14 protein-coding genes are annotated in these 15,173 nt (G+C 42.8%); 4 read left to right on the top strand and 10 right to left on the bottom strand.

Going from position 1 to position 15,173, the window contains the following annotated elements:
* Positions 1–11: 11 nt before the first annotated feature.
* A complete protein-coding gene (locus WC848_04020) occupies positions 12–284 on the top strand; it encodes a hypothetical protein (protein MFA5961820.1) in 273 nt (90 codons plus the stop codon).
* Positions 285–414: 130 nt separating this feature from the next.
* On the top strand, positions 415–993 hold the full coding sequence (locus tag WC848_04025) for a pentapeptide repeat-containing protein (protein ID MFA5961821.1): 579 nt from the start codon (positions 415–417) through the stop codon (positions 991–993).
* Positions 994–1,041: 48 nt separating this feature from the next.
* On the opposite strand, the gene WC848_04030 is transcribed toward WC848_04025, so the two are convergent.
* Both WC848_04030 and WC848_04035 read right to left on the bottom strand, forming a co-directional pair.
* Positions 1,042–2,373 carry a PhoH family protein gene (locus WC848_04030; protein MFA5961822.1) on the bottom strand — a complete coding sequence of 444 codons (1,332 nt, stop codon included), beginning with the start codon at positions 2,371–2,373 and terminating at the stop codon, positions 1,042–1,044.
* 192 nt (positions 2,374–2,565) lie between these two features.
* Positions 2,566–3,201, bottom strand: coding sequence for a DUF2238 domain-containing protein (locus tag WC848_04035; GenBank protein ID MFA5961823.1), 636 nt, complete (start codon positions 3,199–3,201; stop codon positions 2,566–2,568).
* 190 nt (positions 3,202–3,391) lie between these two features.
* Here WC848_04035 and WC848_04040 point away from each other — a divergent pair, with 190 nt between their 5' ends.
* Positions 3,392–3,562: a hypothetical protein gene (locus WC848_04040; protein MFA5961824.1), complete on the top strand. Its 171-nt coding sequence runs from the start codon at positions 3,392–3,394 to the stop codon at positions 3,560–3,562.
* 5 nt (positions 3,563–3,567) lie between these two features.
* Here WC848_04040 and WC848_04045 read toward each other — a convergent pair whose 3' ends face one another.
* The 4 genes from WC848_04045 to WC848_04060 form a co-directional block, all read right to left on the bottom strand.
* On the bottom strand, positions 3,568–5,169 hold the full coding sequence (locus WC848_04045; GenBank protein ID MFA5961825.1) for a transglycosylase SLT domain-containing protein: 1,602 nt from the start codon (positions 5,167–5,169) through the stop codon (positions 3,568–3,570).
* A 63-nt stretch (positions 5,170–5,232) separates the two neighbouring features.
* Entirely contained in the window at positions 5,233–6,288 is a 1,056-nt protein-coding gene (locus WC848_04050) for an AI-2E family transporter (GenBank protein MFA5961826.1), read from the bottom strand.
* An 18-nt stretch (positions 6,289–6,306) separates the two neighbouring features.
* On the bottom strand, positions 6,307–8,211 hold the full coding sequence (locus WC848_04055) for a hypothetical protein (protein MFA5961827.1): 1,905 nt from the start codon (positions 8,209–8,211) through the stop codon (positions 6,307–6,309).
* 13 nt (positions 8,212–8,224) lie between these two features.
* Positions 8,225–10,084: a hypothetical protein gene (locus WC848_04060; GenBank protein ID MFA5961828.1), complete on the bottom strand. Its 1,860-nt coding sequence runs from the start codon at positions 10,082–10,084 to the stop codon at positions 8,225–8,227.
* Positions 10,085–10,219: 135 nt separating this feature from the next.
* Between WC848_04060 and WC848_04065 the strand changes: the two genes are divergently transcribed.
* Positions 10,220–11,257, top strand: coding sequence for a phosphatidylserine/phosphatidylglycerophosphate/cardiolipin synthase family protein (locus tag WC848_04065; GenBank protein ID MFA5961829.1), 1,038 nt, complete (start codon positions 10,220–10,222; stop codon positions 11,255–11,257).
* Between the two features lie 151 nt (positions 11,258–11,408).
* Here WC848_04065 and WC848_04070 read toward each other — a convergent pair whose 3' ends face one another.
* From WC848_04070 to WC848_04085, 4 genes are all read right to left on the bottom strand, one after another.
* On the bottom strand, positions 11,409–11,912 hold the full coding sequence (locus tag WC848_04070; protein MFA5961830.1) for a hypothetical protein: 504 nt from the start codon (positions 11,910–11,912) through the stop codon (positions 11,409–11,411).
* A gap of 146 nt (positions 11,913–12,058) precedes the next feature.
* Positions 12,059–13,273: an ABC transporter permease gene (locus WC848_04075; protein MFA5961831.1), complete on the bottom strand. Its 1,215-nt coding sequence runs from the start codon at positions 13,271–13,273 to the stop codon at positions 12,059–12,061.
* 4 nt (positions 13,274–13,277) lie between these two features.
* A complete protein-coding gene (locus WC848_04080; GenBank protein MFA5961832.1) occupies positions 13,278–13,979 on the bottom strand; it encodes an ABC transporter ATP-binding protein in 702 nt (233 codons plus the stop codon).
* A 14-nt stretch (positions 13,980–13,993) separates the two neighbouring features.
* A complete protein-coding gene (locus WC848_04085) occupies positions 13,994–15,169 on the bottom strand; it encodes an efflux RND transporter periplasmic adaptor subunit (GenBank protein MFA5961833.1) in 1,176 nt (391 codons plus the stop codon).
* Positions 15,170–15,173 lie beyond the last annotated feature (4 nt).

A 15,173-nucleotide genomic window follows, 5' to 3' on the forward strand; every position in this document is an offset into this window, starting at 1 on the left:
AGGAGGATTAAATGTACCTAGAGACATACTGTATAAAGGATGGGGAAATCATCAGCGCAAGAATTAATAGCATTGCTAATGATTTCCAAGCCGAGGGTTGGATTTCTTATTTATATTTTGATCCTCGCGTCCCTAATAATTTTTTTAAGTGGGTTTTGTGTGACGAGAAAGGTATCCGTTGCACCTGGGAATGCAAGAATTGCGGATTGCCAATAATCACCCAAAAGTCTAGTCGATTCTCTGGAAGCTGGGAAGAAGAACCAGCTAAAGATGAATTGGACTAGAAAAAACAAACCACTAGATTTAGACCCCGCCAACGTACTCGATACGCTGGCGGTTTTTTTATTTTCTAAAACCATCTTCCAATCGGGCTGGTTTTGTGTAATGATATAATTGATATGTTACCTAAAATTTATGCATTATAAACATAAAATTTTTACGGAAAATGAAGTGCGCGGGGAGCATTTTTCTGATTGTCAGTTTTCGGCTTGTTCCTTTCCGGGAATCAATCTCAAGTTCACCACCTTTGGCGGTTGCACTTTCAATGCTTGCGACTTATCTTCGATCAACTGCGAAAGTACCGGTTTTTCTCGGTGCGCTTTTCCGGAAAGCAAATTGAGTAACCTAAACTTTTTGGCTGTCAAATTCACTGATTGTGATTTCTCGGGCGCGATCATGCAAAATTGCGTCTTTGAAAAACGCCCTGGAGCAAGCAATTCCCTCGCCAAAAAATTCGCTCTCGCCTCTTGCAAATTCGAAGAAGCTGATTTGTCCGGCAGTGTCTTTTTTCTTTGTGATCTCACGGGAGTGAGTTTCAAAAACGCCAAATTGGAAAAAGCCGGATTTGAAAAATGCCTCCTCAAAAAAGCTGATTTCACAGGTGCAACCATCGCTGGCACACATTTCACAGACTGCGCAATTGAAAAAACGATTCTAGATTTCCAAGGCTTCATACATTTTGGGAATTCGTATGGGTTTGAGTTGAATAATTAAATCTAAAACAAAAAAGGTGAGGAACTTGAAAAAGTTCCCCACCGTTAACTACAAGAGATTACTGGCTAGCTCGGACAATTCCGAGCGTTCACCTTTTTCTAGATTGATGTGGGCGTAGAGTTTTTGCCCACGCATTTTTTCAATTAGGTAGCTGAGTCCGTTAGACTGGGTATCCAGATAGGGATGATCGATCTGGAAAATATCGCCTGTGAATACCACCTTCGTATTCTCACCCGCACGGGTGATAATAGTTTTGACTTCGTGAGGCGTCAGATTCTGGGCCTCGTCAACGATAAAGTAGATGTTCACCAGACTACGTCCACGAATGTACGCCAGGGGTGATATGAGCAATTTATTTTCGGTCAGTAATTTATTGATATCCTCCCGCGATGATTCGTTTTTGCCGAAATGGGATTTGATAACACTTAAATTGTCAAACAAAGGTTGCATATAGGGATCCAGCTTGGACTGAATATCCCCAGGGAGATAGCCGATGTCTTTATTACTAAGTGGCACGATCGGCCTTGCCAGAAAAATCTGGCGGTAATTCTTTTTACGTTGCAGAGCCGCAGCCAATGCCAGGAGGGTTTTCCCGGTGCCGGCTTTTCCGCTGAGCGTCACCAGTTTAATGTTATCGTTAGTCAGGGCATCCAGGGCAAAGGTTTGCTCCGCATTGCGTGGATTGATGCCGTAAGCGAGCTTTTTATCGATCCAACGAAATTTCTGACTAAAGGCGTCATAAACAGCCAGAGCAGAGTTGCTGCCATTTCTGAGGACAAAATATTCGTTGGCCACGGGCTCTATTTCCAAAGACAGCTCAGACGGATTCAGCTCAAAAGGTGGTTCGCGCAACTTTCCAAGTACGCCTCCCGGAATACCTTCGACAAAGCGTTTTCCGGTGTAAAGTGTCGAAATGTCCTTTATCTGGTCGCTCTTGTAATCCTGAGCCACCAGACCAACGGATTTTGCCTTGATGCGCAAGTTGACGTCCTTAGTGACCAGAATGACCTGAAGGGATGGATTCTCTTTGGCGAAGCAGTAGGCGATGTTGAGGATATGATGGTCGGGTTTGGATTCCGAAAAACTCAGAGCCAGATCATCGTGAAATTTCCTTTCTAGTTTGACGCTGATTTTTCCCAAGCCCGGTCCGATCGGCACCCCGCCGTTAAACAGATGTTCGCCACATAACAAATCAAGCGTACGGACAAATTCTCGGGCATGATAATTGATGATTTCACTACCTTTTTTGAATTGATCAAGTTCTTCAAGAACTGTGATCGGGATGATTACATTGTTTTCTCCGAAATGATAAATGCAGGCACTGTCGTGGAGAATGACGTTGGTGTCAAGAATGACCGCTTTCTTTTTTCGTGGTGACATTCTTTAATTTCCTTTCTTTTTTATTGTTAAACAACTAAAAAATCCGCCTCCTCACAAAATCGGATTTGGATTTCAATAAACTCTCCTTGCCTCTAAGCTAGCACACCAATAGGAAATAGCAAGTAGCTCAATTGTCTTTTTATTTTCCGCTAAAATATCAACTTAAACCTCACTAAGTCAACTTTCAAAAATTTATTGAATTTTACCATTACGCAACACTCGCGGCTTTCGCATAATAAAGAAAAGTGCTACAGCAAAAAGCGCGCCGAGCGTGTCAGCGAGCATATCTTTTTGCGCGTCCCAAATGTCTCCTTGACTTCCCAGATAAGCTATGCCCGCTTCAGGGTTAGCCAGCGCTGCATAAACCCACTCGACCAATTCATAGCTCATCGCGATTGTGGCAATGGCAAACACTGGATAGGTAAACAGCAAAAAATTATTTTTGACCAATTTTTCTCCCAGCAACTTTTCCGCGATGGGAAAGGCATACAAACCGACAGAAAAATGAGCAATCCGATCATAATGATTGCGGGTAAAGCCGAAAAGGCTAGTCACCCAATCAAAAGGCACGAGCGCAAATGTCCAATGGCCACCGATCGTGTGCAGATAGATAAAAATTGCCATCATGGCATAGGCCAGATTGGAAAAGCGAATTTTTTGCCAATAAAAAACCAGCATGACCGCCAACACGATCCAAACCGTCAAATTTTCCACAAACCACGTCGCCCGATCGATTGGATTGAAGGCTAAAATCGTAAAAAGCAATCCATAACCAGCCAACAAATAAAGAGGAAATTTCGATGTGTGTTGTTTTTGTTTTTTTGGCATTTTTTTAATTTAATAAAAATTATTACTTCTAGCTATCGCGACGCGAATCATTGCACTAAGTATATCATGGCAGGATTGTTTTGGCACGAAATCGCTAGATTTGAAAAATACTTTCCGATGCAAGAAACGCTAAAAAAATCAACTTTTTCCTTGATCTGTGCTAGAATGGTTAATAATTACTAAAGTATCTATGACCAGATTTTTAATCCTGCTTGGTATGTTTTTTGGCTCGATGCTCGGTGGCTATCTGCCCGTACTTTGGGGCGACAGCGCTTTTTCTATGACCTCAGTCCTCACTAGCACACTTGGTGGCATTTTGGGCATTTGGGCCGGATACAATTTAGCTCGCAGGATTGAATAACTTCTCTATTTCCCCGGTAGCGCACTCTTTTTTAGATCAACATGACTGCGAATCATAATTCCATCCGGTAAGGGTTTTTCCGGATCAATAATTGCGGGATTGAGTTTTCTGAGAACATTAAGCGTTCCTGCAGGCGCCAAAGTTGCTAGTGTCAATTGTGGCTTTGGATTACGCACAATTAGCTCAACTTTTGGCATAAGTTCACCTTTTTTATTGAAGCCTTTTTTCTGGCGAATTTGCGTTGCCACGTCTGATCCATACATTTTTACCAAGCCAGAGAGAACATCACCTTTTTTAGTTGTGTATTTTATGAATGGCTTTTCCTGAACAACCGCCACTTCTTTCCAGGGGCGAGGTAATTTAGGCTCCTGATTTAACAAAGATTTTCCAGTTTCCTTTTCTCTTTTTTTAATAACTGCCAAAACGGCATAAAGTTTGGCGGGATAGTTGATGTTTTGGGAAAAACCATCGACGTGATAATAGAAATTTTTTCGCCGATTTTCTTGTGTCGGAGGAATGATAATTTTATCCCCCACTTTAATCTTATCCCCCACTGCCAATTTATTCATCGAGGCCAAGGTTTTTTCCTCCAAGCCATACTGCTTAGCGATTGTCTCCAAAGATTCCTTATTTTTTATTACTTCGTGCGTCAGCGTGATCGCAGAGGAAAGCTCTTTTTTTAACCCCTCTATTTTTCGTCTTAAATATTCCAAAAAATTTGGATAATTTAATTTTTGATCGCTGAACTTTTCTTCTTTAAATTTTCCAGCAAAACCGCCATTGTAGTTAGAAAGCGCTAAGTCCCAATTATGATCCATTTTATTGTAGAGCCTAAGCAAAAATCGCGCCGCCGCATTAGCACTTTTTTCAGGATCACGCCTTTCATCAAAATTTTTCTCCTCGCCTTCGTCTAATTTTAGACCGTATTCCCGAGCAGTCTTTTCCATAAATTGAAACGGTCCAGCAGCGTTAGCGCAAGATCTATCCGTCAATCTCCAATAGGACTCCGGGATTGAAAGATAAAAATAATTCCCAAATTCGATCAGAAATTTAGTTTTTTCCACCCCGCTGATTTTTTCGCGTCGGCAATAAGCTTCACCCTCGGCCATAAAAACCTCTTTTGCCGGACCTTCCCAGTTTTTCATATTGAAAAGCGCCTCATCCAAATCTCTTTTTTTATCTCCTTCATAGTAGCGTTTTTCCCAATTTTTCTGTATTCTCTCAATTTCCAGCGGTCCTAATTTTATCGGATTGTGAGAATCAAAATTGACCAAGTCGCGAACCGTGACGGCGTCTTCTTCTGGAACTTCTTTTTCGGAATTTCCCGAAGCATTTATTTCGATATAATCAATATGCTTTTCTTTTTCAACTATATCCGAAGTTTTTTGGGCAGATATTTTTTCCACTCTGGCTTGGTAGTACTTTAGCAATTTTCTAAAAAAACCGACAGTATTCTCAACCCTCTCCTTTTGCTGACTAACATATAGCAACGCGCCGTTTGCAGCAAAAATGGCCGCGCCAATTTTAAGCAATTTCCTCCTTCCTAGATCGATTTCTTCTTTTTTTTGCCTATTTTCAAAAGCACCTTTCATGGGTGCTTTTTTCATTGCTATTCTTTGCTCGCCCAAAATCCTATTCGGTCTTTCCACGATTATTTTTTCAAAACAAGTTTAATTATACTCTTTTAGTTGCGCTTTAAATTCCAATGCATAAATATCCCAAAAAGCGACAAATAGAGACATTATGATCGGGCCGACGATAAAACCGGAAATGCCAAAAAGCGCAATCCCTCCCAGAGTGGAAAAAAGAATCATCAAAGGATGCATCTGTGTATCACGCCCTACCAGCTTTGGCCGGATAAAATTGTCAATCATACTGATTACCAGCCCGCCGATCAAAAGAATGATCAGTCCTTGGGTGAAATAGCCAAAAACTAGCATCAAAATTCCCACCGGAAGCCAAACCAACCCCGATCCGATCGAGGGCACGACCGAAGCAACGGTCATTAGAATCCCCAAAAGCACAGGCGAAGGAACGCCCGTAAATGCAAACAGTATTCCACCCAAAAAGCCTTGAATAAGAGCGATTATAGTAGTGCCTTTGATTGTCGCGCGAGTAATCGAATTGAATTTTTCAATCAACACTTTTTCATACTTATCGCGCAAAGGACTGAGTTGCATCATTTTTTTCACAAAACTTTTTCCATCGATAAAAAGATAGAACAAGGAAAAAAACATCACAAAAGTCACAAAAACAAAGTGCGCCACTCCATTGTAGGTGCTTTGCAGGATGGAGAGGGTATTTTGCGAAAGGCTCTTCACTCCCAACATGATCGATTCCTGATTGACATTTTTTTCCAGGTCAAAATGCTCCAAAAGAGGAACGGCTTTCAGGTTTTGCCCCAGGGTTATGATCATTTTTTGAACTCCATCGGGATCAAGGCTAAAATTATCCAGAGTCACTTGGATTTCATCCACTACCAAGGAAAGCACGACTAGTACCGGAACAACGATGAGGAGAGCAATGAGCAGGCAAGTCAAAAACGAGCTCGCGCCTTTCTTTTTTAATCTTTTGAGAAAAAAATTATACAGCGGAGCAAATAGATGCGCAAGAATAGCTGCAATCAAAAAGGAAACTAAAAAGGGTTTAATGACAAAATAGGTCAGAACAGAGATGCTGGCCAAGACCAAAAAGAAAAAATAGACATTGTAGTTTTTGAATTGCATAATTTTTATTTCAACACATCAAACTAAACTTTTCAAAAGCTTATTCAGACTCATTGTTGCCACGCCAACCACCTTATCCGCCCCGCCATAGTAGACGAACAGCCTAGCACCTATCGCTACCATTCCGCAAGGAAAAACGACATTTGGAACCACACCCTCTTTTTCATAGTCCATTTCCGGCTCCAGGATAGGAAATTTGCTCCTAGCAAGCACTTTTTCCGGCTCATGTAAATCTAGTAGCGCCGCCCCGATCCGATAGACACTATTTTCTTCCGACACACCATGATAGAGCAAAAGCCAGCCTTTCTTAGTTTTCAAAGGGACAGTATTGATGCCGATCTTTTTGTCATCCCACATCCCCTTACGCGGCAAAAGGATCGGATTTTGCTCCAATATCTTTCCATCCGTAAAATCCAAATCATCAAAAAAATTAATATCGATCGACGGTTGGATGCGATGAAAAATGACATATTTACCCCGCACTTTTTCCGGTAAGATGCAGACATCTTTATCATCATAACCAGGCGGAGAGATCAGTTTTGATTTTGACCAATTCCATTTTTGAGCGACAAAATCAGCCAGACTGATCGAAGTCAAGGCGACACGAGGAGGACTTTTCGCATCCACCGCCGTATAGCACATATAGATTTTGTCGCCAATCTTGGTCACACGCGGATCTTCACATCCGGAATTTCCGCCCTGCATCTTTTTCTCAAACGCCTCTTTTGGAGCGTAGATGGGTTTTGGCAAACGCTTGTCGATATGAAGTCCATCAACACTTGAAGCATAACCGATAGACGATGTATCATCAGCAGAAGTTGCGCGGTACAGGATGTGCGTCATGCCGTTTTCTCTGATTGCCGCTGGGTTAAAAACAGCCTTATTCTCCCAGGCGTGTTTTTTGATCGGTTCCAAGATCGGATTGCCCTCAAATCTTTCCAGCAGATGGTAGTTTTCCCTTTTTCCCAACATTTCCGCAATCAATTCAGATAGCTCACAACTAGCGACGCAACAAGTCGAATCTGCCGCGCCATAATAGATCTGCAGTTTCTTCCCTTTGACCAGCGCGCCCGAAGGAAAAACAATATTTGGCACCTTGCCATACAGCTCATATTCTTCTTCCGGCACCATCATCGGCACCTCTGTCCGTCCTAAAATTTTTCGCGGATCATCAAGATCCAGAAGTACCGCTTCGATCCCGAACACTTTTTTTTCTTTTAGATAATTTTTGATGTAGGAATAGATCAAGAGCCAACCATCTTTGGTTTTAATCGGTGGAGCGCCCAATTCGACATGATCATCTGGATTGCGTTGCAAAGGAACGGTATGGTTATCGAGAGAACAATACCACGCATTCCAATATTCCTCTGACCAAAGATCTTCTTCTTTGTCAAAAATTGCCAGAGCAATCTTGGATGGCGGACGGTCAGTGTTGGCGGTGAGTAGCGCCGCCATTTTTCCCTTTATTTTAGCGGGAAAAAGCGACATCGCCTTAGCATTGAAAGGTGTGATATGATGTTTTTCGTCGACTTTTTTCAGATTTTTACTAATCGCCAACCCAACACTGATACCATCCGGGCCGAAAGGAAATGTTGATAGCGCGGTGTAGAAAATATAGTATTTATTGTTCAATTTGACCACGCGCGGGTCCTCACAACCAAAACGCTCCCAATCAAATTCAGGAGTGATGAATTGACGATGTTTTTTAAAGTGCATCCCATCTTCGCTCGAAGCATACCCGACAGAAGAAACTTCCAAAACTACATTGCTGTGCAAGATGGGCGATGATTGCGCGCGGTAAAACAGATGAACACCATCTTTATTTTTTATCGGGCAGCCATTGAACGCACCCTCCGCCTCCCAAGGATTGCGACTTTCTCCGATCAAAATTGGATTTTCCGACGAACGATTGATGATAAGCATATTTTTTATTAAGTTAGGCCACTGCCAATCGGATGAAAGGCGCGGTTTTTGAAGAATTAACGAGCGCGGAAAGGAAGGAATCCATCGAAGTGGTCGCTACGCAAGTGAATTTATCTGCCCCGCCATAATAGACAAAAATTTTTCCATCCTTTATGACCGAACCGCAGACGTAGACAACACCAGCTTTCGAACCTTCATTTTCATATTTTTCTACCGGCTCCAAGATCGGCTGAACGCTGCGATGAAGAATTTTCTCCGGATTATTGTAATCCAAAATCATCGCACCAACCTTATAGCGATTAGGGTCGCGCTTATCCATCGCGTGATAGAAAACCAACCAGCCATAATCCGTCTTGATCGGTGGCGCACCCACTCCGCGCAAAATATTATCCCAGCGTTTTTCATCTGATTTGTTGTTGTGATAGCTGGTGATCGTTATTTTTTTCTTATCGAGCGAATCAAAATAATCGATTAGGATGTTCGGTGAAATGCTATGGAGAACTGCAAATTTGCCTTTAATTTTTTCCGGAAAAACCACCCAGTTTTTCTGGATCTCACCCGGCTTGGAAATCAATTTGGGAATTTTCCAATTCCAATTCTTGGCTAGAAAATCCTTGACCTTGATCGAAGTCAAAGCCACACCTGGCGGGCAAGAACCGTTGAAAGTGACATAAGTCATATAGATCCTTTTTCCGATGACAGAAAGCCGCGGATCTTCACAACCGCTCCAGCTTCCGCCAGAGCTATAGGGATAGACTATATTCTTTTTTTTCGTTCCGCCATTTTCAAAAGGCTGCATCGGCGCGTAGACCGGCTTTTTCAATCTCTCATCAATAGTGATTCCGTCCTTGCTTGAAGCATAACCCAAAACAGAAATTCCCCGCTCACCTAAGGCGCGATAAAGCAGATGCACCTTACTGTTTAGAAAAATAGCCGCAGGATTGAAGGTCTCACAACATTCCCAAGCATGCTCTTCAATCGGTTTTAAAATTGGATTATTTGCATGTTTACATAAGCTTATTTTTTCTTGGAAATCTACTTTTTTTTGCAAATTATCCTTCAATTTTAAAGCTCCTCTCACAGGGTCTCGAAAAAGCAAAGATCGCGTAATAGAAATGGCTTTCAACTCTCCGGCAAAATCCCAATAAACCAAAAATTTTCCGTTTTTATAATAACTACCAACAAAATCAATCTCTCCGCCCTTCCAATCCTCAGGCTGTTTCCAAATCGGCTTTTTCGAACGCCACAATATCTTGCGATAATTATTTTTATCCAAAAGCACAGCGCCCAAGCTCGTCTTGCCAGACTTACTCAGCGCAACATAGGTCAAGACCAATCCTTCTTTGAGCCTGACCATGCCAGCGACAGAAACGGATTGGCTATCAAAATATCCCGCGCGAGCACGCAAAAAAATGGAACGCTTGATGCTCCATTTTTTTGCGTCGGGCGAACTGGCGATACGAATAGAACGCTCTCCAAAAAACATCAGGTATTTTTCTGCCGCCACATCCGCATTGACCACTGCGCCACACTGTTTGACTTTATTGATCGGTCCGACCTTTTTCCAATTCAGACCATCGACCGACACTGCCCCTGCCGTCTGCCCAGACCCATTTTTTGGGCAATAAGAAAGGAAATAACCATCAGCAATTTTTGATATCCTAAAACCTTTTTTGACGTCAAATCTTCCGCCCAGATTGAGGAACTTATTTTTAAAAGATACTTTTTGTTTTAAGGGGAAAAAATTTATTCCATCCAAGCTCCATGAGGCCCTGATCGGATCATCTTTCCCACTTCCCTTCCGATAGAAAAGATAGGCCGTTTTTTCCACTGCCGAAAGAGAAAACCAACTGACTTTGTCATGGCTATCCATATTTTTATTTTATCTATCAAAACCTATAATCATATTTTAACACAAATAAAGAATCTAGTAAACGAGCTGCTATCATTCTTTTTTCTCCTAAGATGTGCTAAACTAGAACCAACCAAAAAATATCTTTTTTAAAAAATGAACTACCACTTGCACACGACCTCACTAAAAGCCTGGGATGCGATGATTCGCGCCATCAACAGTGCACAAAAATCCATCTACATCGAGATGTATATTTTTCTCGATGACACCAAGAAAAGTCACGATTTTATCGGAAAGCTGAGATCCAAAGCACGCGCAGGAGTGCATGTTATTATTGTGGCAGATGCGTACGGCAGCAAAGAACTAAAAATAGAAATTGCCAATACGATCGCCAAGTCCGGCATTGAATTTATCTTTTTCAGCCACTGGCTCCGTCACATTCACCGCAAAATTCTTATCGTGGACGAAAAAATCGCTTTTATCGGCGGAGTGAATATCGGAAAAATCTATAAAAATTGGACTGACTTGCAGTTGGAACTGCGAGGCAGAATCGTCAAAAAACTTTTAAAGTCTTTTGCCTATACTTATGTCATGGCTGGTGGGAAAAATAAAAAGATTCTTGGCTACCGCGAAAAAAAACTGGTCGGAAAATTGAAATTTTGGCTTTTGGAACATTGGCCAACCAGAAATATCTACACGCTCAAAAAACATTACGTGGAAAAAATTTCAAAAGCTAGTCGCTCGATCCAGATTGCCACGCCCTATTTCACGCCTCCGCGCTGGCTCATTTCTCTTTTAGATGATGCTGTCAGGCGTGGCGCCGTAGTAGAAATACTAATTCCCAAAACAACTGATCATCCTCAGATTATGAATCCGCTCAACTATCGCTATGTAGATGAACTTTATTCTTTGGGAATAAAATTCTACCTTTCCAAGACGATGAACCACTCTAAGCTACTCATCATCGACGAAGAAGAAGGCCTCATCGGATCCCAAAATATGGATCTCTTTTCCTTCGGTCTCAATTCCGAAGTGGGCGTTTTTTTCCGCGAAAAAAAACTACTCCAAGAATTGGAGCAGGTTTTTGAAAAGTGGAAAAAACAGGCGACTAAATTTGAACCGAAAAAATACAAGATGCGAACCAGCGATTACCTTGCTCTCGCGCTACTGAAAATTTTTCGTCCGATTCTTTAGCTATAGGACTTACGCGTTTGCCAAAGAGCTGTTCGCACGAGCATCTTTCTTTGCGCAAAAGACTACCAGTAAACCAGCAGAAAGCTAGCCAAAATGAGGAAACGTCGCTTTTAGAATAACTTTTTGGTAAACGCGTAAGTCCTAAACTACTTTAATTTTGTCCTAGCTCTTGTCCAGCCGACTGCGTCGGTCTGATTTGGATATTTTCAGCCGCAATACTGCCATCGGGACTGCTGGCTCCATTCACCATCACATCTTCGCCAACACTCAAATCAGAGGCCGAACCAGGGGTTGTTTTTCCGATTGTCGTCGATCCGGAATAATAGACGATCTTTGATCCGCCGTCCCGAGTTTTAATAGTGATGCTCGTATCGTCTTTGGCAATGATCTGGCCGTTGGAAAAACCGCCACCAGGCCCTGCGCCATTGGCCATTCCACCAGGAGTTCTTTGTCCACGTTGTCCGCCCGCCACGCCTCCATTCGCCCCTCCGGGAGCACCCGCACCATTATTCATTCCCCTATTTTGACCTTGGACAAATTGAGCAGTTCCCTTTGTAGCCTTGCTCGTTCCATAAAGCATTCCGCCATAAAACATTCCGCCGGAGACAAGAATAATCACGCCTGCCATTGTCATAATATGCTTTTTTTTGTCCATACTTTTTAAAATTATTATTTGATTACGCTTTTCGAATTTTAAATTTAAAATTATAAATTTTAATTCAAATCTAAATTATTTAATTTTTAATTTTAGTCATTTGATTTTGATTTCAAATTTAAAATTTAGACTTGAAAATTTATTAGCTATTCATATCGCAATGCTTCTATTGGGCTTAGATTAGCAGCTCTGCGGGCAGGATAAAATCCGAAAATAATTCCCACACCGGCCGAGACGCCAAATGCCAAAAGAATCGTTGAAACGGAAACCTGTGTTTCAAGGCCGGCGAATTTTGTCACAGCGAGCGCCGCCAGCCAGCCGAGCAAAATGCCCGTCGCCCCACCAAGAAATGTCAACACTACCGCTTCCGCTAAAAATTGCAAATTAATGTAAAGTTTCCGGGTGCCGACAGCTTTGCGCAATCCAATTTCGCGCGTCCGTTCAGTCACGGTAGTGAGCATCATATTCATAATTCCGATCCCGCCGACCAAAAGTGAAATACCGGCAATCGACGCCAAAAGCAACGTGAAAGTTCCGGTGATGCTTGACGCGGTTGCAATAATATCCGCTTGGTTAATCGTACTAAAATCCGCTTGAGTCGGATCACTTATTCCATGTCGCTGCAAAAGCAAATCTGTCAGATCGCTCTGAACAGTTGCCAAAATAGTCGAATCCTGCGCCGAGACACTGATTGAAGTCACATAAGTATTGCCGGACAAATAATGTTGCTCGGTTGAAAGTGGAACATAGACTGCATCATCGGCATTATTAAACCCCGTCCCGCCTTTTGACACCGTGAGCCCAATCACCTGAAAATCAATATTTTTAATCCGGATCGTTTGGCCGACCGGATCAACGTCTGCGCCAAACAAATCGTCTCGCGTTCCAGGACCAAGCACGGCTACCTTGGCAGAAGTCTGCTCTTGATAATCGGTGATAAACGTCCCGGAATCGATTGCCACATTGCGAACAGTAGTATAGTCCGGTACGGTTCCGGTAATCTGCGTATTAGTATTATTGCTTTTAGCCGTGACTTGATAGCGATGTGAGTCTTCTGGCGCCACCGCAACAACACTTTGCACCTCACTCGCAATTGCTTTTGCATCATCCAGTGTCAAAGATTGGGCGCTTCCCTGACCGGCGCTGACTCCAGCGGTCCGTTGCGCCCCGGGAGAAACAATAATCAAATTAGAACCGATGGATTGGATCCGGCTTTGAATTGAGGCCTGCGAGCCTTGACCAATCGCCACCATTGTGATGACAGATGCGATTCCAATCACGATACCCAAAATCGTCAGTCCGGAGCGAACCTTGTTCCCAGCCAGCGACCAGACAGTTTCTTTCAATAAATCGATTAGCATATGGTTACGGTAAAAAATGATCCTTAGGTATATTTAACACGTCCTTCTCAACGACTCCATCGCGGATATGGATTATGCGATTGGCACAATCCGCCACATCCATCTCATGAGTGATAAGAATGATTGTATGTCCCTTTTGGTTCAATTCTTGGAATGCTTTCATCACTGTCGCGCTGGTTTTTGTGTCCAAATTTCCTGTTGGTTCATCCGCTAAGATGATGGACGGATCGTTCACGAGAGACCTCGCAATCGCTACTCTTTGCATCTGCCCGCCAGATAGTTGATTAGACAGATTGAAAAATTTCCCCTCTTCCATCCCAGCATAACTCAAGCATTCACGCGCCTTCTTTTCCCTCTCCGCCTGAGATTTTTCGGAATACAGCATCGGCAACATCACATTACGCAGAACTGTCGTCCTTGGAAGCAAATTAAACGATTGAAAAACAAACCCGATCTTATTCCGTCGCAGATCCGACAATTCATCGTCGTTCAGCTTAGACACTTCATGCCCATCCAAAAAATATTCCCCTGTCGTTGGCGTATCCAACGCACCCAAAATGTGCATCAGAGTTGATTTACCACTGCCAGATGGACCGATGATGGAAACAAACTCGCCTTTTTCAATTCGAAAAGACACGCCGCTTAGGGCGTTAGTCTGCATATCTCCATTAGTATAAGTTTTAACTAAATTTTTACATTCAATCATTATGTTTGTTTCAATTATCGTCCTCCACCACCCAGTCCAGGAATTCTCACCCCGCCAGCGCCAGAAGATCCAGAGGTCGATGTACTAGTCGTCGCGCCAGGGTTAATTGTCCGCGTGACCACATTGTCCCCTACGGACAGTCCGCTCATAATTTCTGTGTCCGTATTATTCACCGCTCCAATCTTCACACTTGTCTGCGTCGGGTTAGTTTGTCCATTATTCAAAACTTCCACATAATTTCCGCCACCACCCGCCTGCGTTTTCACTGCACTGTTAGGAACAATCAGCACATCTTGTTTGACGCCGGTAATAATAGAAGCCGAAACACTCATGCCTGGCTTAATGCGCTCATCGACCGTATCAAAACTAAGTGTTGCATTATAAGTCACCACACCTTGCGTGATTGTTCCCAATGAATCCATCTTTTCAACTTTTCCCGAAACACTAAGTCCATTAATGGCATTAAAAGTCATCATTACTTTTTGGTCAAGCGCTACGTTTGGCACATCCACTTCATTGATTTGCACTTGCGCCTTAATCGTTCCTAGATCACCAATAATCATCGGCACACTCCTTGAGCTCCCCGATGAAAGCTTAGAAAGATCGTCTCCGTTTTTAATATTAATCGCATTGACTGTTCCGTCGGAAGGAGCAACGACAGTTCGCTTCGCAGCATCAGACAGCGCACTCTTGTATTTCGCTTGAGAAACGCCAATATTCTGCTCGGCTGCTTCCAGCGATACATTAGCTGCCTGAAGATCATTATTTAATATCCGTTCTTTTACGTCTCCTGAAGTTCTCTTGTCATAAGCTTGCTTGGCCTGTTTCTGAGAAGACTTAGCGGATTCAACAGATTTTTGCGCCTGAAGATAGGAATTATAGGCGCTCGAGACGCTGATACTAAGTTGATCATTTACAATCGTAAAAAGTGTCTGCCCTTTTTTGACCTGATCACCGATATTGACGGCGAGATTAGCAACTGTTCCGGTAATCGTTGGATCGATATTGACGCTTTGATCGACGACAACATTGCCACTGCCGGAAATTGAAGTGGTCAGCGTGCCTTTTTCAACAGCAGTTGTTTTGTAGGTTACCGCCGTACTGGTCGTATGTGTTTTTTTGTACCAATAGTAGCCCCCAACAACTAAAATTACGGCAATAATAGCGATGTAGGTTTTTTTCATTTTCATGGTA

The sequence above is a fragment of the Parcubacteria group bacterium genome (genome assembly GCA_041659505.1).
Lineage (GTDB): Bacteria > Patescibacteriota > Minisyncoccia > Moranbacterales > UBA2206 > UBA9630.